The organism is Antribacter soli, from assembly GCF_021568775.1.
GTDB lineage: Bacteria > Actinomycetota > Actinomycetes > Actinomycetales > Cellulomonadaceae > Antribacter > Antribacter soli.
The window spans coordinates 88,240-105,751 of record NZ_JAKGSG010000034.1 but is presented as its reverse complement, the minus strand read 5'-3'; the positions used below and the strand labels follow the sequence as shown (position 1 = coordinate 105,751).

Here is a 17,512-nt window from a genome sequence, read left to right as displayed (position 1 = left end):
CCCCCGCGGGACGCACCGCGCGAGCGGTCTACGAGTTCTTCTTCCAGTTGTCCCAGCTCGGGCGGTTGTCCCACGGGCCCGGGTCCTTCTTCCAGTTGTCCCAGGAGGGCCGGTTGTCCCACTCCGCCGTGGGACGTCCCGTGCCGGTGAGGGCGGTGACGGCGTCGTGGTCGGAGTCGATGAGCACCGCGAGGGCGTTGTTCGCGGTGTCGAGGATCAGGGTCACTAGTTCGTCTCCTTCTGGGTGATGTCGATCAGGGCGTGCACGAGCTCCTGCTTGGACACCCGGCAGAAGTTGGTCTCGGTGGTGTCGAACCGGCCGTTCTCGAAGTACCGGTTCCCGGCCTGTGCGCCACGGCAGAAGTCGAAGAACCCGCACGTCGCACGGCACGCCGCCAGCCCGGCGAGGAACTCGGACACGTACCGCAGCCGGTGTGCGCCGTCGAGGATCTCGTTCAACGACTGTTCCAGGACGTTGCCCGCGAGGAAGTCGCCGTAGCGGTCGTCGCGGATCCCGGCGAGCTCGGGCGACAGCAGCACGACGTCCCCGTCGAACGCCACGGTGGGTAGCGGGTCAAACCGGTGGGACTCCCACCACTGGCGACCGCCCGCGCGGATCGTGCGCAAGTAGCGGCCGAGCCGGTCGAGCTCTCGCACCTCGACCCCTTGGTGCGCCGCGGACCAGGTGAACACGTCCGTCCAGAAGGTTCGGGCCTGCTGCGGGGTGGGCTGGGTGCGCTCGGCGTTGACGCCCTCGAACTCTTCGATGTTCAGCCCGATCGACGTCGGCCCGAGGCCCGACAGGAAGTCCAGCAGCTCGGTAGCCCGGCCGATGCCCGCGCCGACCACCGCGATGAGCGAGAACGCGATGCCCCGCCGGGCGAGCGTCCCGATCCCGGTGACGATCCGGTCGTACGCGGGTCGCCCGGACCAATCTGTCCGTTCGGCGTTCAGGTCGGCCGGCCCGTCGATGCTCACACCGACGCTGACCTCATGCTCGATGAACAGGTCGCACCAGGTGTCGTTGATCAGCGTGGCGTTCGTTTGCAGGCTGTGCCGCACGCGTCCGGCCCGGCGAAGGTCCTCGAACGGTGCCATCAGCGCCGCAAGCTTCTCGGGACCGGCGGCAAGGGGCTCCCCGCCGTGCCAGCACACCTCGGTCGTGTGGTTCGGCGGAACGTCAGCGAGCGACGCGGCGACCGCTTCTGCGACCTCGACCGGCATCTCCTGGCGCTTCTTGCGGAACGGCAGGTAGCAGTACGAGCAGTCCAGGTTGCACAGCGTCGTCGGCTGCAGAACCAACAGGCTGGCTCGTGGCGCGACCCACTGTTCGAACCGGTCCGCGGCCTCGCGCTCGCCCGCATTGGTCCTGGTCATGGCACCTCCTTGGCGTCGTTCTCGATCGGGCGGACTTGGCTTCTGTCGCGGTGGCCGGGGGCTCCCAAGGGGCGGGGAGCCCCGGACCGTGGTTCCTGCCGTCTGGGGGCGGCCTCACGGCCGGGCGGGGTCGGTCCGGCCGCAAGACTTGTGGTGGCAGGGCCGGTCACCAGGGGCGCGTGACGTCCAGGGTGTAGAGGCCGCCGTGGTTGGCGTCGTACCGGTACTTGGGGCGTCCGTCCGGGGTGAGGTCGTAGACGTACCCGGCGGTGACCAGGGCGCGTTCGAGGTCGAGCATCGTGGCCCCGACGGCGGCGGGCAGGTCGACCCGGTGGGCCAAGAGGGCGTCGCCGTCGCCGGTCCAGACCTCGCACGACGCCAAGGCCGGACCCGTTCCGGCCAGCCGCACACGCACCGAGACGGGGTGCAGTCTCGGGTGCAGGTCCTCGGCCAGCGTCCGGACCTCGCGCAGGAGCTCGGCCGGCGGCGGCGCAGGGGCGGTCATGATCCTGCTCCCGTCATCGCCTGCGCGACCCGAGTGGGCGCGTCCTCGGCCGGCAGGTTCCGCAGCACGGTCGCCGCGCCGTGCTCGGCGAGCGTGCCGGTCACATGGTTGGCGGTGTCCTGCACGAGCATGGGTGCGTGCCCCATCGCGAAGGAGCGGGCGGCCCAGACCATCGCCTCCAGGTCGTTGACCCCGTCGCCGACGAACACCGTGTGCTCCGGGGCGACGGCGAGGCGCTGGCGGACCGTGTCGAGCGAGGACGCCTTCGACAAGCCAGGTGGGGTCACGTCCAGCCAGGACGCCGATGCCGGGTTCACCGTCACCCCGAGCGACCGGACGGGTTCCAGCAGCAGCGCTGCAGCGTTCGGGGCGGACAGGATGACCCGGGGTGCTGGCTCGGCGGTGAGGTCGTCGTCCGATACGACGATCTGGCGGCCGTTGACCTCGCCCGGGTCGAACAGCTCGGATGCGTGGTAGCCCCAGCCGACCTCCTCGACCGCGACCCGCACCCCGGGGCACAGGCGCCGGGCCAGGTGCAGGACCGGGACGACGTCGAGGGTCTGGCAGGACTCGACCCGGTACCCGCAGGGCCACGTCCGGTCCAGCCGGACGGTCACCGCCCCGTTCGAGGCCACGGCCCAGGAGCCGTCCAGCCCGAGCGCCTTCGCCACGGGGAGCACGCCAACCAGGGAGCGACCTGTTGCCAGAACGACTACATGCCCGGCCGCGACGACATCGGCCACCGACTGCCTCGTGACGTCGGGTATGTCGGTGGTGCCGTCCGGACAGAGGGTCCCGTCGATGTCGAGGGCGACCAGCAAACGCTCGTTCTTCGCGGTGGTGTTCATCCGACCGTCTCCGTCGTTGCGACCTTCTCGGTCGCCGCGTGGGTTGGCGCGGCGCGGCGCGGCAGGGTGTCGGTCAACCGGGACCCGCCCGCCATCGCGTTCGGTGTGTGGCCGAGGACTACGCACGAGGCGCCGTCGGGTTCGAGTTCGTGGACCAGGCGGGGGCGCGCCGTGGAGAGCCGGGCTCCCGCCGGGAGGAGGAGCACGGTCGCGTCGTGGTAGCGCACGGCCTGGACGACCTGGCTGATCGTGAACGTGTCGAACCGGTCGGTGACCACCTGCGCCAGAGCCAGACCCTCCGCGCGGGCGTACTCGGTGACGGCGTCACGCTGCTCGTCCAGGCCCGCGCCCTCTGGGGCGCACACGTAGCCGACGGCCACCGGGCTCGGCGCGTTCACAACGCCACCCCGACCGGACGGCGCAGGACGGAGCGGACCTGGACCTCCAGCCCGTCACGCTCACCGGTCCACAACGTGTGGCCCGGGACGAACATCCGGTGGTCGAGCGGCACGACGCATCCGAGCGCCTTGGCGATCGACTCGCCGTCGTCCAACCGCGCGGGCTGCAGGCAGATCCGATCCCGAGTGATGGTGACCAGCTCGATGCGGTCGTGCCCGACGGCATCGACGATCCGGGATGCTGCTTGGAGTCCGTCGTAAATACCCATCGGGCACCACCTCTCGCGGCTGGTGGCGGAAGCCGAGGCGCCCCCGCCTGGTCACAGCCTGAGGTCCGGTAACCCTTCCCCGCGATGACGAAACCGGCGCCAGAGAGGCGACATTGGGGCGACATTAGGGCTAGGCTCGCGGCCATGGAGACGACGCCGAACACCGCTCTGCGCGCATGGCGGGTCAGCCGCAGACTGAGCCAGGACGCCATGGCCCGCGCGGTGCAGGAAGCTGGTGCCCGCATCGGGGAACCCAACGACGCGTCCAAGCGACTGATCCAGCGCTGGGAGACTGGCGCAACCCGACAGTGCCGCTACGCGTATGCGAAGGCTCTGGAGGCGATGACGGGCCTGCCGATCGAGATGCTGGGGTTCTCGGTGCGTGTCATGCCTGACGGTAGGGGTGGTCATGACGTCGTTCGTGAGGCGCAGCCGCGGCCCGTCGCCGATGCACACGCTGCTCCAAGCCCTTACGGCGGCATCTGGCTCTCGCGCTACCAGTACTTCTCCTCGGGCAGGGAAGGTACGTTCGAAGGTCGGCACTACGTCGTACTCCTCCAGCACGACTCCCGGTTGACAGTGCGTTCCCTGCCCGGTGCCAGCTCGAACCCGGACTCGAATCTGTCGATGGATCTCGCCATCGACGGAAACGTGGTCACCGGAACCTGGCGGGAGGAGACCTCGAAAGAGGGCTACTACCGGGGCGCGGTCTACCACGGTGCCGTCCAGATGCTGATCGAACCAACCGGACGCCGTATCACCGGCAAGTGGGTTGGATTCGGCCGCGACATGGACGTGAACACCGGCCCCTGGGAGCTCGTCTTCCAGGACGCCAGCACCTCGCAGACGTCCATCCAGGATTACAGCCGACCACCTGAGGAGTAGACCGACTCGGCGCTGTGTGGGCCTGGACGAGCGCGCGCCCACCGTGAGCTCGCTGGTCTGAGCATCGCCGGAAGTGGTCCCGGCATGCTGACGACCCTTGACCACCTCGATGCCCCGGACGCAATCCACAAGATCGACACGCTCGGAGGAGCACGGTGACAGTCCATCCCGACGAGCCCGGACTGCTCACCTACCGGCGCGTCCTGGAGGCAGCGTGCACAGTCGGCGAGTGAACAATCAGTTGCGTAATGCCTGAGGACGTCATCGAGCTATGTTGTGCGCGCTTCCCATCGGCCATCCGGCGTGATGCGGAGGTCGTAGCCATCGAGGTATTGGCGCAATTGCCAGAGCTGGTCAGAATTGCGGTACTTACTCAATAGATCGCTACCCTGGCCGGTCAGATCGAGAGCAAGGAGCCGGACCAGCCACGTGTTGATCTTACTGACAAGAATGGACTCTCTTGCCTCAGGGAAATCGCCACGGTCGGCGTGCTTGATTTCGTTGTAGTTGCGGGCGATAGCTCGTGCGAGACTCTCCTTGCCGCCAACATGTTCGGGCCAAACAATGTCGACTACGTCAAGACACCGGTAGACGTGGGTGGCTGTGGTCGGCTTGTTGCGATGATATGTGTTCTCCTCGTTGTCCCGATGCCCGATCAGCACACTCGCCGCCTCCAGGCTTGTGGACGTGGAAACGACAATGTCCTCCGCGAATGCTCCGACCCGACTCATCGCGCTGACGGCAGGGAGGATGAATCTCCGCCACCGGTCGTAGTTTTCGGCCCAGGTCGCCATACCGTCGGCGCCGATCTGGGCCAGGTCAGCGAGCGGAAGGCGGAGATCTTGAGGATCAGGCGGCGGAAGCACTCGCTCACGGACGGTTTGTTCGCTCACGATCTCGACGAATGGCTTGCCAATTACCTCGCCACTCATCACTCGCGTGACATACCGCGGATCACGGAACTGATGGCGCCGGAAGGCGATCTTCTGCCCGTAAAGCAGTACCAGTAGGTTGGCGACCTTGCGCTGCTCCGTGAGATGGTCGCTAAACGGACGCGCGTCGGGGAATGAACTCTCAATGACGACGTCGTCAGCGATGACGTGTCGTCGGCCCCGACCGTCGTTCTCCTGGACGGATCGCCACACTGACTGAAGGGAAATATTGGCGCCGCCTTGCGGCCACGCTGTTGCCACCGCGGTCTCGGTGGTCACGGTCAAGCCCTTGATTCGACTAACCGATCCATCGGACTCACTAATGATTTCTTTGCTCACGGAACTGAGGCGGGTCCACTCGTTCAATCCATCGACCCAGCTCCTCACTTGCTGCATCGTCAAAGGGTCGGAGAGTTCCCCGTCGCGGGCGCCTAGTGCTGCCTCCCCAACCTGTATGCTTCCGCGAGCGGCGGTCATTCCGCTCGGTTCCGAGTGGCCGCCCCAGCGCAGCCCGAACAATGTGATCGGTCCTTCTGTCGACATGAATAGGAGGTTCTGTGGCGGCGTCCTAGAGTCAAACCACTCACTTACATGTTTGAATTGGCCGGTGCCGTCGTAGCTCAAATAGGGCACTTCCACAAGTGTTCCCGACTTCTCATCCAGCCTCAGGGTTGCGCCCACGTATGGGGTTTCTGGGACTCCGTCAACCAAGAGGCCGGCAAGCGACTGACCGAAGTCGATCTGTTCGATTGGCATGGTGCCCAGCCCTCCCGCGTGGTCGAGGAACTCGTCGATGATGGCGCACGCAAGCGGCTGCGGCCAGGGCAGGTGATGGGTGATGTCGGACGGTCGACAGTCCCCTCTTCCGATCCGAGCGCACTACCGCGACCTGGATATCTGCAGCGAGCACTCGCGTTCGCACCCGGGACACCCGTTCCCGAGTGGCACGCAGGGGGCGAGGCCCGGTCACGGGACCGAGAACCGCAGGATTCCACCGACCCTGAGCCTCCACGACCGGATGGTCAACGTGTGGCTGGCCGCCAGCGCCCATGCGGCCGGGGAGGCCGGCCGTTGCCTCGGCGACTCGGGTTGGGCGGAGGCCCTGCTTGCCCGCCTCGTGCTACCTCGTGCGACCCTGTCCTTGTGCACACGCACCGTGGTGCCTGCCCCCTGCGGGCCCCCGCGGTTCACGCATCAGCCTTAAACATGCAGGTCAGGCCCACTTCCATGGTTTACACCGTGCAGGTGGTGGGGGTCAGTCCGTGCGTGGGCGGCTGGCTGACGTGCTCCAGCAGAGGCGCTGGGGCAGGACTCGGGCGGACGCGAGGTGCCGTTGACCGATCCGCTCAAAGGCTACGAGCCTGCGCACGCCGGCCTCCCGACCAATGGCTGTGTCGCACCCGGCAGCGACCCCGATGATCGTCGGATCGCGCCGAAGAAGCCTGCCCTGGTGGCGCCGAGCTACAGCGACGGGACTTGGTCCGCGGGCGACAAACCGCTTCACCTACCGTGTGTCGTCGTGGCGCTCACGTGCATACGCTGCGAGTTCGCGAAGGCGATCGTGTGATCGGGATCCGGGTGCGGCGGTCCAGATGATGATCTGCTGGTCGGGGTCGCTCGCCGAGGAGAGTGCCTCCCAGTCGAGTATCAGTTCCCCGACGATCGGGTGGAGAAGGCGCTTTGACCCGGTTCCGCGGCTGGCCACATCGTGGGAAGTCCAGAACGTCGTGAAGTCGGCATCGCGATCGGAGAGCTCCCGGACGATGGCGGCGAGCTGAGGGTCGTCCGGGTACCGGGCGCTGACCATCCGCAGCTGCGCGATCGCCAGCTGCACGACCTCCGACCAGTCGGCGTAGAGCCTTCGCATCCTGGGATCGGTGAACAGAAGTCGGATGAAGTACCGCTCCCGCTCCGGTATCGCTGCGAAGTCGGTGATGAGCGCGGCCCCGAGACGGTTCCACCCGAGGATCTCGGTTCGCCTGCCGATGACGAACGCGGGGGTGGTGGCGAGGTCGTCGAGCATCCGCTGCAGTGGCGCCTGGAGGGTCTGGCGGGGCGCGACCTTCGGGGCGTCGAGGACCTTGCCTGCCAGCTCGAACAGGTAGGCACGGTGGTCATCGTTCATGCGCATCACGCGGGCGAGGTCGGCGAGTACCGGCGCCGACGCCGGAAGCCTGCCCTGTTCGAGCCGGGTGTAGTACTCGGTGCTGATGGCGGCGATGCGAGCGACCTCGGAGCGACGCAGGCCCGGGACGCGCCGCTGTGAGTCGGCGACGTCCAGTCCGAGCTGCTCGGGCCGCAGCTCCGCACGGCGCGCCTTGAGGAAGTCGCCGAGTTCCTTCCACCGCGTTTCCACCACGGCACCATTCTCCCGCAACCTGTCGCGGCGCGGCCGGGTGTCCTCGGGGTCCACGGGCGTCGCAGGGAGGGGGGTAGGTTTTCCTCCCCTTTTGGCCGACGCGAGCACCATGACAGATTCGACGACGCGACCGCGCCGATGCCCGAGTCCGGGCTCGCGGACCCTTCGCCGGCCGTCGCACTCCCCGGCTCCCTCGGATGTGGCGAGCCACCCGAGAAAGGAAAAACCCGTGTCGTCGAACGACAACATCGCCCTGATTCAGCGCCTCTACGCCGCGAACGGAGACCCCGAGGTCATCAGCGCCGTCATGTCCCCCGACGTGACCTGGGACATCACGCCCACCATGCCAGGGGGTGCGGTCTACACCGGCCTCGCGAACGTCGTGTCCGACTTCCTGGTTCCGCTTAACCAGGGCTTCGAGTCGTTCGTGGCGCGCCCGGAGCACCTCTACGCGGACGGCGACCGGGTGCTGGCGGTCGGCCACTATGTCGGCACCGCCAAGACGGGCGAGGACTTCCAGGCCCGCTTCGTCCACATCTGGACGATCGCCGGCGACAAGATCGTGCACAACTACCAGGTGGGCGAGAGCGCCACCGTGACCCAGTACTTCCAGGGCTGATGGCACTCGGCGCCAGGGTCGCGTGGAGGAACGAGCGATGAAGGCCGTCGGCCTGACCCGGCACGGAGCGCCCGACGTGCTCCACCTCGTCGAGCTGCCGGAGCCGCACGCCGGCGCCGGCGAGGTGCGCATCCGCGTTCGCGCGGCCGCGGTCAACCCCGTGGACGCGATCATCCGTTCCGGGTCGTTCGCCGGCATGGAGGCGGACGAGGCGCACCCCATCATCCCCGGCATGGACGTGTCGGGCACGATCGACGAGATCGGACCCGACCAGCCGGACGGCTTCGACCTCGCCGTCGGCGATGCCGCGATCGGCTTCGTCGTGCCCTCCGGGGCCCACGGCGGATACAGCGAGTACATCGTGCTGCCCGCGCAGTCGGTCACCCGGATGCCGTCGACCGTGAGCTTCGCCGAGGGCGCCTCGTTCCTGTCCAACGCGCTGACCGCCGAGATCACGCTCGAGGCGCTCGCTCTGGGCAGCGGATCGACCCTCGCGGTGACCGGCGCGGCCGGCGCCGTGGGCGGCTACCTGGTCGAGCTCGGCGCCGGGCGGGGTCTGGTCGTGATCGCCGACGCCGCCGAGGAGGACGAACCGCTCGTGCGCGGATTCGGGGCGACATGGGTCGTCCGGCGCGGCACCGACTTCGTCAGCGACGTCCTGGACGCGACCGGAGGCCGCGGGGCAGACGCCCTCGCCGACGCCGCGATTCTCACCGACGCGGTCCTCCCGGCCGTCCGCGACAGCGGGCAGGTCGCGTTCTACCTGCCCACACCCGTGGTGCCGGACCGCGGCATCACACCGTTCCACTCCTATGTCATGCGGTCGGCGACGCGGCACGACGCCATCGAATCGCTGGCACGGAAGGTCGAGCAGGGCGTCGTGAGCACGAGAGTCACCCACGTGTACCCGGCTGTCGAAGCAGCAGCGGCCCATGAGCGACTCCAGCGCGGCAAGCTGCGCGGCCGCCTGATCCTGGAGTTCTAGCTGCGACGGCGCACGTCGCGCCGTACCTGACCTGATCGAGAGATGGAGAGAAAGCACCATGCGCGCCACCGTGATCCACGCCCCCGGTGACATCCGGGTGGAGGACGTCCCCGAGCCCACGATCATCGCGCCGACCGACGCGATCATCCGTACGGTCGTCACCTGCGTGTGCGGGTCCGACCTGTGGGCCTACCGCGGCCTGGAGCCCGTCGGCCAGCCGCACCCGATGGGTCACGAGTACGTCGGGATCGTCGAGGAGGTCGGCAGCGACGTCACGTCCGTCCGGCCTGGTCAGTTCGTCATCGGCTCCTTCGCCACGTCGGACAACACGTGTCCGAACTGCCTGGCCGGGTACCAGTCCAACTGCGTGCACCGCGAGTTCATGAGCACCTGCCAGGCCGAGTACATCCGCATCCCCAACGCCCAGGGCACTCTCGTCGCCACCGACGAGCACCCCGCCGACGAGCTCCTGCCCAGCCTGCTGACCCTCTCCGACGTCATGGGCACCGGCTGGTACGCCGCCAAGGCCGCGGAGGTCCGGCCCGGCTCCACCGCCGTCGTCGTCGGCGACGGCGCCGTCGGCCTGAGCGGTGTCATCGCCGCAAAGGAGCTCGGCGCCGAGCGCATCATCGCCATGAGCCGTCACGCGGATCGCCAGAAGCTCGCCCTGGAGTTCGGTGCCACCGACCTCGTCACCGAGCGCGGTGAAGAGGGCGTCGCCCACGTCAGGGAGCTGACGGGCGGCGTCGGCGCCGACAGCGTGCTGGAGTGCGTCGGCACCCAGGAGTCCATGCGGCAGGCACTGCACTCCACCCGCCCCGGCGGCAACGTCGGCTTCGTCGGCGTACCCCACGACGTCGCGATCGACGGTCAGGAGCTGTTCTTCTCCCACGTCGGCCTGCGCGGCGGCCCGGCTCCCGTGCGCGCCTACCTGCCCGACCTCATCCAGCGGGTCTTCGACGGCCGGATCAACCCCGGCAAGGTCTTCGACCTCACCCTGCCCCTGGAGCAGGTCGCCGAGGGCTACAAGGCCATGGACGAGCGGCGCGCCATCAAGACGCTGCTGACGCCCTGACCCATTCCACTTCTCTCCGGGAGAGTCCACCGTGCTCGGTCTGGAACTCGTCGTGCTCCTGGGCGCGGCGGTGCTGGTGGGCAACGCCGTAGGGCAGCGCCTCGGCATCGCCCCTCCCATCGTGCTGCTCGTCACCGGCGCCATCCTCGGGCTCGTCCCGGCGGTGCGCGAGACGGAGCTGCCGCCGGAAGTCGTGCTGCTCCTCTTCCTGCCCGTGCTCCTGTACTGGGAGAGCCTGACGACCTCCCTGCGGGAGATCCGCACCAACCTGCGCGGCATCGTGCTGCTGAGCACCGTGCTCGTCATCCTCACGGCCTGGGCCGTCGCGGCGGCCGGGCACGCCCTCGGGCTGCCGTGGGGGCCGGCCTGGGTGCTCGGCGCGGCGGTGGCACCCACGGACGCGACGGCAGTCGCCGTCCTGGCCCGCGCCCTGCCCCGCCGCCAGGTCACCGTCCTGCGCGCGGAGAGCCTGATCAACGACGGCACCGCGCTGGTCATCTTCGGTCTCGCCGTCGGCATCACTGTCGGCGAGGAACACCTGAGCGTCCCGCACGTCGGGGGGCTGTTCCTGCTCGCCTACGGCGGCGGAGCGCTGGTCGGGGTGGCGGTCGCGTGGGTCAACATGAACCTCCGCCGGCGCCTGACCGACCCGCTGCTGGGCAACCTCGTCATGATCCTGGCGCCCTTCACCGCATTCCTGCTCGCCGAGCTGGTCGAAGCCTCCGGCGTCCTCGCGGTGGTCGTCAGCGGCCTGATCATGAGCCAGGTCGCCCCTCGCATCATCCCCGCCGGACACCGCACGCAGGCGATGGCGTTCTGGCCACTCGCCACCTTCCTCATCAACGGGACCCTGTTCGTGCTGGTGGGGGTGGAGCTGCAGCACGCCGTCCGCACCCTCAGCCGCCCCGAGCTCCAGGAAGCCCTGATCGCCGTGGGCATCGTCTGCGGGGTGCTCGTCGCCGTGCGCTTCGCCTTCCTGTTCCTCTCCACCTACGTCGTCCGCCTGCTCGACCGCCGTCCCGAGCAGCGCCTGCTCCGGATCAGTCACCGGGCACGTGTGGTCAGTGGGCTGGCTGGGTTCCGGGGCGCCGTCTCCCTCGCGGTCGCCCTCTCGGTGCCGCAGGCGCTCGACTCCGGCGAACCGTTCCCCGACCGCGACCTCATCGTCTTCGTCACCTCCGGCGTCATCCTCGTGACGCTGGTGACGCAGGGGCTCCTGCTGCCGGCAGCGGTGCGCTGGGCGAGGCTGCCCCCGGACACTGCGGTCGACGACGAGCACAACCTCGCCGAGACCACCGCCGTCGAAGCAGCGCTCCAGGCCATGCCCCAGCTCGCCACCGACCTGGGCGCCGAACCGAAGGTCGTCGAATGGCTGCGCCAGGAGTACGAAGCTCACCTGGCGACCGCCCGGGCACGGACCGCGGGCACCGCCGACGACCCGGTACTGCTCCAGTACCAGGACTACGTCGCCCTGCGCCTGGCCCTCATCGGCCACAAGCGCGCCACCGTCGTCCGCCTGCGCGACGAGCGCCTGATCGACGACACCGTGCTGCGCCGCCTCCAGGCAGACCTCGACAACGAGGAGCTCCGCCTGTCCCCGGGCGTGGTGGGGGAGTGACCGTCGCATCGGCCCGTGGGTCACGGGCGGCGGCGCGTCATGGCACGACCTCGACAGTGACGGGACCTTCGAGCAGGTCGAGCTGGTCGAGGGCGGCGTCGTACGTGCCGAGATGGAGGGTCGCGTCGGAGTATCCGATGCCGGCGGTGTTGTAGTAGAAGCCCAGGTTGCCCCAGGGCGTGTAGTAGATGAGGTCTCCGTCTTCCGGATCCGAGCCCGGTGTGCCCTGGTGGTCGAGCTCCCGCGGGAGGTAGGCGATCTTCTCCCGCCCGTTGAACTCCTCGACGGCCAGAGCGAGCGGCAGCATCGACAGGAAGTCCCGCACGGCCGGGGTGTCCTGATCGATCGTGACGTCCACCTGATTGTCGTCGGAGGTGAACCGCACCACGGTGCCGATCACCTCCTGGGTGGGGTCGGAAGGCTCGGCCGGCGACTCCGCCGCGGACGACGTCGGCGACGGGGTGGGTGCAGCCGACGACGGCGGGGCGGGCGAACCCGAAGCTGTGCCAGACGTCGGTGCCGGCTCGGTGGCCGCGCATCCGGCCAGCACGGCGAGGAGCGTGACGGACGCTGCGAGCGAGACTCTCGAGGGCTTCATGCTTGACCTTTCGAGGCGAGGGACTGCTCCAACTCCTTCTCGGGCGTTCCCGGAGGCGGCTTGCCGAGGTCGGCGACGGCGGCCGGTGCGGCCTCGACCGGCCGCGGCCGGGTGGCGAGTGCGAGGTATGCGGCGCCGGCGAGCACGACCGCGACGACGCTGACGACTCCCAGAGGGAGGATCGTCGCGGCGCCCGCGACGCCGACCAGCGGTGCGGTGACGCCGCCGAACCCGAACCGGACCATGCCCAGCAGCGACGAGGCGGTCCCGGCGAGCTGCGGGTAGTCGGCCAGTGCGAGCGTCGTCGCCGGCGGGGAGGTGATGGCCACGCCGCTGGCCAGCGCCAGCAGCGACACGATCACGACCCACAACGGCAGGGCGATCACGCCGGCGGCGAGCAGCCCGAGGGCGCCGAGGCCGGCCACGACGATGCCGACGGCGAGGGTGCCGGGCACGCTCCAGCGTTCGGACGCACGCCCGGCGAGGTATCCGAAGACCATGAACCCGGCGGAGTTCAGGCCGAACGCGAGGGCGTAGCCCTGCGGGGTCAGCCCGTAGATGCCCTGGAGCACGAACGTGGCCCCGGACAGGTAGGCGAACAGGGCTGCGTACAGGAACCCCTGGCTGAGCACCGCACCCAGGAAGTCGCGGTCCGAGATCAGGACCCGGAAGTCTCGTCCGGTCTGCGCGAAGCCGCCGGTGGTCCGGTGCCCGGCGGGCAGCGTCTCGGGGAAGGCGATCAGGGCGGCGACGAGCAGGGCGGCGCCGACGACGGCGAGGAAGGCGAACAGGCCGCGCCAGTCGGTGACGGTGCTCAGCTGGCCGCCCAGCAGCGGGCCGACGATCGCGGCGAGCCCGCCGATCACCGTCAGACGCCCGTAGAAGCGGATCAGGGCCCCGCCGGAGTACACATCTCGTCCGGCGGCCTGGGCGATCACGATCCCCACGCCGCCGGCCAGGCCCTGCACGAGCCGGGCGAGGATCAGCAGCTCGACGGAGGGGCTGACCGCGCACAGGCCCGAGGTCACGACGTACGCGACGACGCCGATCAGCAGGATCCCGCGCCGCCCGAACCGGTCCGACAACGGCCCGGCGACGAGCTGCCCGGCGGCGAGGCCGATCAGGCACGTGGTCACGGTCAGCTGCGCCACCGACGTGGCCGCGCCGAGCTCGGCGGTCAGTGCGGGGAGCGCCGGGAGGTACAGGTCCATCGAGATCGGCCCGAACACCGTCAGGAGCAGCAGCAGCGTGGGCAGGAACCGGCTGAACCGGGGTCGCGCGGAGGCCAGCGTGTCGGGCATGCTCATCAGCGTCGCCACTCGCGCGGGCTCGGGGGAGTCCCTGTCGATAGGTGTACTGACAGGGACTCGTTCGCCGTGAGGGCGCGGCCTAGCCTGGCGGTGTGGACAACCGGGCCGAGGTGCGTGAGTTCTTGATGTCGCGCCGCGCGAAGCTCACCCCCGAGGCCGCGGGCCTACCGCCGGGGCCGAACCGCCGTGTGCCGGGGCTCCGTCGGGGTGAGGTTGCTGTGCTTGCCGGTGTGAGCGTGGAGTACTACGCGAAGCTGGAGCGCGGCGCGATCGCCGGGGCGTCCGGGTCGGTGCTCGAGGCGGTCGCGAAGGCGCTGCAGCTGGACGAGACCGAGCGTGCTCACCTGTTCGATCTCGCACGGGCGGCCGACGGCATCCCGACGTCGGGCCGTTCCCGCCGTCGTGCCGGCAAGCCGTTCGTTCCCAGGCCGAGCCTGGAATGGGCGCTGGCGGCCATCACCGAAGGAGTCGCGTTCGTCCGGGACGCGCAGCAGAATCTCGTGGCGGTCAACGCGCTCGGCCGCGCGTTCTACTCGCCGGTGATCGGCGACGGCGGCCGCACCCCCAACCTTGCGCGGTTCCAGTTCCTGGACCCCGCCGCGCGCGACTTCTATCCCGACTGGGATCTTCTCGCCCAGATGTGCGTGGCGGTCATGCGCGCCGAAGCCGGCCGCGATCCGCACAACAAGGAACTCCAGGACCTGGTCGGCGAGCTGTCCACTCGCAGCGAGACCTTCCGCACGCTGTGGGGCGCGCACAACGTGCGCACCCACGGCACCGGCACCAAGCGGTTCCACCACCCGATCGTCGGTGAGGTGGTGCTGACCTACGAGGAGCTCGCCCTCACCGCCGAGCCCGGTCACGTGCTCTTGATCTACACCGCCGAACCGGGTTCCCCCTCGGCCGAGCGGCTCAAGCTCCTGGCCTCCTGGGCCGCCGAGACGAACGTCCCCGACATGTCATCGTGACCTCGGAGCGAGGTCCGCAGGAAGGAAGACCCATGCCCTTGCAGGAAGACGGCTACACCTTTGTCCTCTCGGACGAGGTGACGCGGACTCCGGTCCGCTACAAGAACCGCTACGGCATCGAGATCGCCGCGGACCTGTACGCCAAGAAGGGGCTCGACGAGTCGGTCGAGCACCAGGCGGTCGTCATCGGACCGCCCCACGGCGGGGTGAAGGAACAGGGCCCGGGCGTATACGCCCAGGAGATGGCCCGGCGAGGGTTCGTCGCCCTCGGGTTCGACCCGTCGTACAACGGCGAGAGCAGCGGAGAACCGCGGCACATCACCTCCCCGGAGCTCTTCGCCGAGGACTTCAGCGCCGGTGTCGACTTCCTCGGCACCCTCCCCTACGTCGACCGCGAGAAGATCGGTGCCATCGGCATCTGCGGCAGCGGTGGGTTCGCCCTGAGCGCCGCTCAGGTCGACACGCGCATCAAGGCCGTCGCGACGGCGGCCATGTACGACATCAGCCGGGTCAACAGGTACGGCTGGCTGGACAGCGCGACCGACGACGAGCGGCACAAGACGCTCCTCGATATCGCGGCGCAGCGCTGGGCGGACGTCGACGCGGGCGAGCCCGCGCTGTCCCCGACCTTCCCGGCGGAGATCCACGCCGGCCTCGACCCGATCACCAGCGAGTTCTTCGAGTACTACGTCGCCGACCGGGGCCGCCACCCCCGTTCCATCGGCGGCTTCACCGTGACCAGCGGCATGGCGCACATCAACTTCGGGGAGCTGCGCCACCTCGCGGACATCGCCCCGAGGCCGATCCTGATCGTCACCGGTGAGCACGCGCACTCGCGCTACTTCAGCGACACCGTCTACGAGCAGGCGACGGGACCGAAGGACCTGGTGGTCGTCCCCGGGGCACGCCACATCGACCTCTACGACCGCACCGACCTGATCCCGTTCGACCAGCTCGAGACCTTCTTCTCCTCGAGCCTCAACTGGGTCCCACAGAAGTAGCGGCAACGCGGCACGCGCGACAGCGAGGGGCTCCCCAAGCAGGACTTCCTGGCAGCGTGGAGCCGAACGACGTGGTGCCAGTCACGCGCCTTGAGTATCCGCGGGTGCAAGGGCGGTATCGCTGGTGGTGGCGGGGAACAGGCGCTCGACGGCGGCGACGATGGCCGCCCGGCGGGCTGCCAGGAACGCGTCGCGCTCTTCGCCGGTGGGGGTGAGTTGGGTCTGGCTGGCCCACGAGGTGGCCAGCTGACTGACGAACACGAGGATGTCCTCGGGCTCCCAGGCGGGATCGAGGTGGCCGGCGTCCTGCGCTGTGCGTAGCTGGTCGATCTTGCGGCGCAGGGACTCCTGGAACGGGTCGTCGGGGGGAGTCTCCCCGGCCGGGAGCTCCAGCTGACCCCACGTCATCAGCCGGTGGCGTTCGGGGTGCTGGGTGGCGTGGTCGTGCACGCGGCCGGCGTAGCCCGGAAGGTCGGTCGGATCCAGGTGGACGGCGTCGGCCATCGCCGCGAGCTCCCGGGCGGCGACGAACCGGTAGAGCGCCTCCTTGCTGGAGAAGTACGCGTAGACGCGTTCCTTGCTGGTTCGCGCCGCCTTGGCGATCCGCTCGACCCGTGCTCCGGCGATGCCGTGGCGGGCGAACTCGGCGGTGGCCGCGGTGATGATGCGATCGCTGGTGGCGTCGGGGTTGCGAGGAGGCATGCCTCTGAGGGTACCCGACCGAACCGTTTGGTTTGACACGGGCGGACGACGGGGCGTACTTTCGAACCGAACCGTTTGGTACGAGAACCTGGAGCTCCTCATGCAACAGCGCACCCTGGGCCGGCAAGGCCTGACCGTGTCCGAGATCGGCTACGGCGCGATGGGCACCGCCGTCGGCTACGGCCCCTCGGACGACACCGCGTCGATCACCGCGATCCGCCGTGCCCACGAGCTCGGCGTGACCCACTTCGACACCGCGGAGATGTACGGCTGGGGAGAGGGCGAGAAGCTGCTCGGCCACGCCCTGGCACCGATCCGCGACGAGGTGACCATCGCGACCAAGTTCGGCCTCACCAAGACCTTCGGCCGGGACTCTCGGCCCGAGCACGTCCGCGAGGTGGTCGACAACAGCCTGCGCAACCTCGGCATCGACACGATCGACGTGCTCTACCAGCACGGGGACGACCCCAACGTGCCGATCGAGGACGTCGTGGGCGTGATGAAGGAGTTCGTCGACGCCGGAAAGGTCAGGTACCTCGGCCTGTCCAACACCGACGCCGACTCCATCCGCCGCGCCCACGCGGTGCACCCGATCTCGGTCCTGCAGGACGAGTACTCGATCTTCACCCACAACGCCGAGCCGCTCCTTCCCGTGCTGGAGGAGCTCGGCATCGGGTTCGTCGCCTACTCCCCGCTCGCCCGCGGCTTCCTCAGCGGCGCCGTCGCGCCCCGCGAGAATTACGACGCCAACGACTTCCGCCAGCGCATCCCCTGGTGGAACCCGGAGAACTTCGACCAGAACCTCTCCATCGTCAGCCAGCTCACCGACCTCGCCGAGAGCAAGGGCGCGACCCTGTCGCAGCTCGCCCTGGCGTGGCTGCTCGCGAAGAAGGACTACATCGTCCCGATCCCGGGATCACGCAACCCCGAGCGCGTCGCGCAGAACATCGCCGCCGCCGACCTCGAGCTCACTCCCGCCGACCTCGCCCGCATCGACGAGATCGCACCCGACGGCGGCATCGGCGGACGAGGGCTCTGACCCTCGTGCGCATGTGGCCGAGGC

The 17,512-nt window shown here is 69.2% G+C and carries 19 protein-coding genes; 8 read left to right on the top strand and 11 right to left on the bottom strand.

The features are described 5' to 3' along the window. Positions 1-28: 28 nt before the first annotated feature. The 6 genes from amcA to L1785_RS12070 form a co-directional block, all read right to left on the bottom strand. Positions 29-226 carry a multiple cyclophane-containing RiPP AmcA gene (amcA, locus tag L1785_RS12095; protein WP_236089521.1) on the bottom strand — a complete coding sequence of 66 codons (198 nt, stop codon included), beginning with the start codon at positions 224-226 and terminating at the stop codon, positions 29-31. Then, positions 226-1,377: a cyclophane-forming radical SAM peptide maturase AmcB gene (gene amcB, locus L1785_RS12090; protein ID WP_236089520.1), complete on the bottom strand. Its 1,152-nt coding sequence runs from the start codon at positions 1,375-1,377 to the stop codon at positions 226-228. Before amcB ends, amcA begins: the two co-directional genes overlap by 1 nt. A gap of 166 nt (positions 1,378-1,543) precedes the next feature. Then, positions 1,544-1,882: a hypothetical protein gene (locus tag L1785_RS12085; protein WP_236089519.1), complete on the bottom strand. Its 339-nt coding sequence runs from the start codon at positions 1,880-1,882 to the stop codon at positions 1,544-1,546. Continuing rightward, on the bottom strand, positions 1,879-2,730 hold the full coding sequence (locus tag L1785_RS12080; protein WP_236089518.1) for an HAD family hydrolase: 852 nt from the start codon (positions 2,728-2,730) through the stop codon (positions 1,879-1,881). The genes L1785_RS12085 and L1785_RS12080 overlap by 4 nt, the downstream gene beginning before the upstream one ends. Then, entirely contained in the window at positions 2,727-3,128 is a 402-nt protein-coding gene (locus L1785_RS12075; RefSeq protein ID WP_236089517.1) for a hypothetical protein, read from the bottom strand. Before L1785_RS12075 ends, L1785_RS12080 begins: the two co-directional genes overlap by 4 nt. Continuing rightward, positions 3,125-3,397: a hypothetical protein gene (locus L1785_RS12070; protein WP_236089516.1), complete on the bottom strand. Its 273-nt coding sequence runs from the start codon at positions 3,395-3,397 to the stop codon at positions 3,125-3,127. Before L1785_RS12070 ends, L1785_RS12075 begins: the two co-directional genes overlap by 4 nt. A gap of 144 nt (positions 3,398-3,541) precedes the next feature. Here L1785_RS12070 and L1785_RS12065 point away from each other — a divergent pair, with 144 nt between their 5' ends. Continuing rightward, complete coding sequence (locus L1785_RS12065; RefSeq protein WP_236089515.1) at positions 3,542-4,282, top strand: hypothetical protein; 741 nt, start codon at positions 3,542-3,544, stop codon at positions 4,280-4,282. 269 nt (positions 4,283-4,551) lie between these two features. Here the strand turns inward: L1785_RS12065 and L1785_RS12060 are convergent, their stop codons facing one another. Both L1785_RS12060 and L1785_RS12055 read right to left on the bottom strand, forming a co-directional pair. Then, on the bottom strand, positions 4,552-5,970 hold the full coding sequence (locus tag L1785_RS12060) for an ApeA N-terminal domain 1-containing protein (RefSeq protein ID WP_236089514.1): 1,419 nt from the start codon (positions 5,968-5,970) through the stop codon (positions 4,552-4,554). Between the two features lie 748 nt (positions 5,971-6,718). After that, positions 6,719-7,819 carry a helix-turn-helix domain-containing protein gene (locus L1785_RS12055; protein WP_236089513.1) on the bottom strand — a complete coding sequence of 367 codons (1,101 nt, stop codon included), beginning with the start codon at positions 7,817-7,819 and terminating at the stop codon, positions 6,719-6,721. On the opposite strand from L1785_RS12055, the gene L1785_RS12050 reads away from it, so the two are divergent. From L1785_RS12050 to L1785_RS12035, 4 genes are read left to right on the top strand one after another with little or no spacing between them, the layout of a single operon-like run. Next, positions 7,803-8,192 (top strand): nuclear transport factor 2 family protein, encoded by a 390-nt coding sequence (locus L1785_RS12050; protein WP_236089512.1) that lies wholly within the window; start codon positions 7,803-7,805, stop codon positions 8,190-8,192. The genes L1785_RS12055 and L1785_RS12050 overlap by 17 nt on opposite strands. Before the next feature lie 37 nt (positions 8,193-8,229). Next, positions 8,230-9,177, top strand: coding sequence for an NADP-dependent oxidoreductase (locus tag L1785_RS12045; RefSeq protein ID WP_236089511.1), 948 nt, complete (start codon positions 8,230-8,232; stop codon positions 9,175-9,177). Positions 9,178-9,235: 58 nt separating this feature from the next. Beyond that, on the top strand, positions 9,236-10,252 hold the full coding sequence (locus tag L1785_RS12040) for a zinc-dependent alcohol dehydrogenase family protein (RefSeq protein WP_236089510.1): 1,017 nt from the start codon (positions 9,236-9,238) through the stop codon (positions 10,250-10,252). Positions 10,253-10,283: 31 nt separating this feature from the next. After that, positions 10,284-11,870, top strand: coding sequence for a Na+/H+ antiporter (locus L1785_RS12035; protein WP_236089509.1), 1,587 nt, complete (start codon positions 10,284-10,286; stop codon positions 11,868-11,870). 37 nt (positions 11,871-11,907) lie between these two features. Here the strand turns inward: L1785_RS12035 and L1785_RS12030 are convergent, their stop codons facing one another. Beyond that, positions 11,908-12,468 (bottom strand): cyclophilin-like fold protein, encoded by a 561-nt coding sequence (locus L1785_RS12030; protein ID WP_236089508.1) that lies wholly within the window; start codon positions 12,466-12,468, stop codon positions 11,908-11,910. Then, positions 12,465-13,769 (bottom strand): multidrug effflux MFS transporter, encoded by a 1,305-nt coding sequence (locus L1785_RS12025; protein WP_236089507.1) that lies wholly within the window; start codon positions 13,767-13,769, stop codon positions 12,465-12,467. The genes L1785_RS12030 and L1785_RS12025 overlap by 4 nt, the downstream gene beginning before the upstream one ends. Positions 13,770-13,870: 101 nt before the next feature. Between L1785_RS12025 and L1785_RS12020 the strand changes: the two genes are divergently transcribed. Together L1785_RS12020 and L1785_RS12015 are read left to right on the top strand one after the other, a co-directional pair. Next, positions 13,871-14,746 (top strand): helix-turn-helix transcriptional regulator, encoded by an 876-nt coding sequence (locus L1785_RS12020; RefSeq protein WP_236089506.1) that lies wholly within the window; start codon positions 13,871-13,873, stop codon positions 14,744-14,746. A gap of 32 nt (positions 14,747-14,778) precedes the next feature. Then, positions 14,779-15,747, top strand: coding sequence for an alpha/beta hydrolase (locus L1785_RS12015; protein WP_236089505.1), 969 nt, complete (start codon positions 14,779-14,781; stop codon positions 15,745-15,747). A gap of 81 nt (positions 15,748-15,828) precedes the next feature. On the opposite strand, the gene L1785_RS12010 is transcribed toward L1785_RS12015, so the two are convergent. Further along, positions 15,829-16,449, bottom strand: coding sequence for a TetR/AcrR family transcriptional regulator (locus L1785_RS12010; RefSeq protein ID WP_236089504.1), 621 nt, complete (start codon positions 16,447-16,449; stop codon positions 15,829-15,831). A 100-nt stretch (positions 16,450-16,549) separates the two neighbouring features. Between L1785_RS12010 and L1785_RS12005 the strand changes: the two genes are divergently transcribed. Further along, positions 16,550-17,488 (top strand): aldo/keto reductase, encoded by a 939-nt coding sequence (locus L1785_RS12005; protein ID WP_236089503.1) that lies wholly within the window; start codon positions 16,550-16,552, stop codon positions 17,486-17,488. Positions 17,489-17,512: the final 24 nt, after the last annotated feature.

Coding starts and splice junctions, on each gene's coding strand:
- amcB (WP_236089520.1), bottom strand. CDS start 1,377: ATGACCAGGACCAATGCGGGCGAGCGCGAGGCCGCGGACCGGTTCGAA.
- L1785_RS12085 (WP_236089519.1), bottom strand. CDS start 1,882: ATGACCGCCCCTGCGCCGCCGCCGGCCGAGCTCCTGCGCGAGGTCCGG.
- L1785_RS12080 (WP_236089518.1), bottom strand. CDS start 2,730: ATGAACACCACCGCGAAGAACGAGCGTTTGCTGGTCGCCCTCGACATC.
- L1785_RS12070 (WP_236089516.1), bottom strand. CDS start 3,397: ATGGGTATTTACGACGGACTCCAAGCAGCATCCCGGATCGTCGATGCC.
- L1785_RS12065 (WP_236089515.1), top strand. CDS start 3,542: ATGGAGACGACGCCGAACACCGCTCTGCGCGCATGGCGGGTCAGCCGC.
- L1785_RS12060 (WP_236089514.1), bottom strand. CDS start 5,970: ATGCCAATCGAACAGATCGACTTCGGTCAGTCGCTTGCCGGCCTCTTG.
- L1785_RS12045 (WP_236089511.1), top strand. CDS start 8,230: ATGAAGGCCGTCGGCCTGACCCGGCACGGAGCGCCCGACGTGCTCCAC.
- L1785_RS12040 (WP_236089510.1), top strand. CDS start 9,236: ATGCGCGCCACCGTGATCCACGCCCCCGGTGACATCCGGGTGGAGGAC.
- L1785_RS12030 (WP_236089508.1), bottom strand. CDS start 12,468: ATGAAGCCCTCGAGAGTCTCGCTCGCAGCGTCCGTCACGCTCCTCGCC.
- L1785_RS12025 (WP_236089507.1), bottom strand. CDS start 13,769: ATGCCCGACACGCTGGCCTCCGCGCGACCCCGGTTCAGCCGGTTCCTG.
- L1785_RS12015 (WP_236089505.1), top strand. CDS start 14,779: ATGCCCTTGCAGGAAGACGGCTACACCTTTGTCCTCTCGGACGAGGTG.
- L1785_RS12010 (WP_236089504.1), bottom strand. CDS start 16,449: ATGCCTCCTCGCAACCCCGACGCCACCAGCGATCGCATCATCACCGCG.
- L1785_RS12005 (WP_236089503.1), top strand. CDS start 16,550: ATGCAACAGCGCACCCTGGGCCGGCAAGGCCTGACCGTGTCCGAGATC.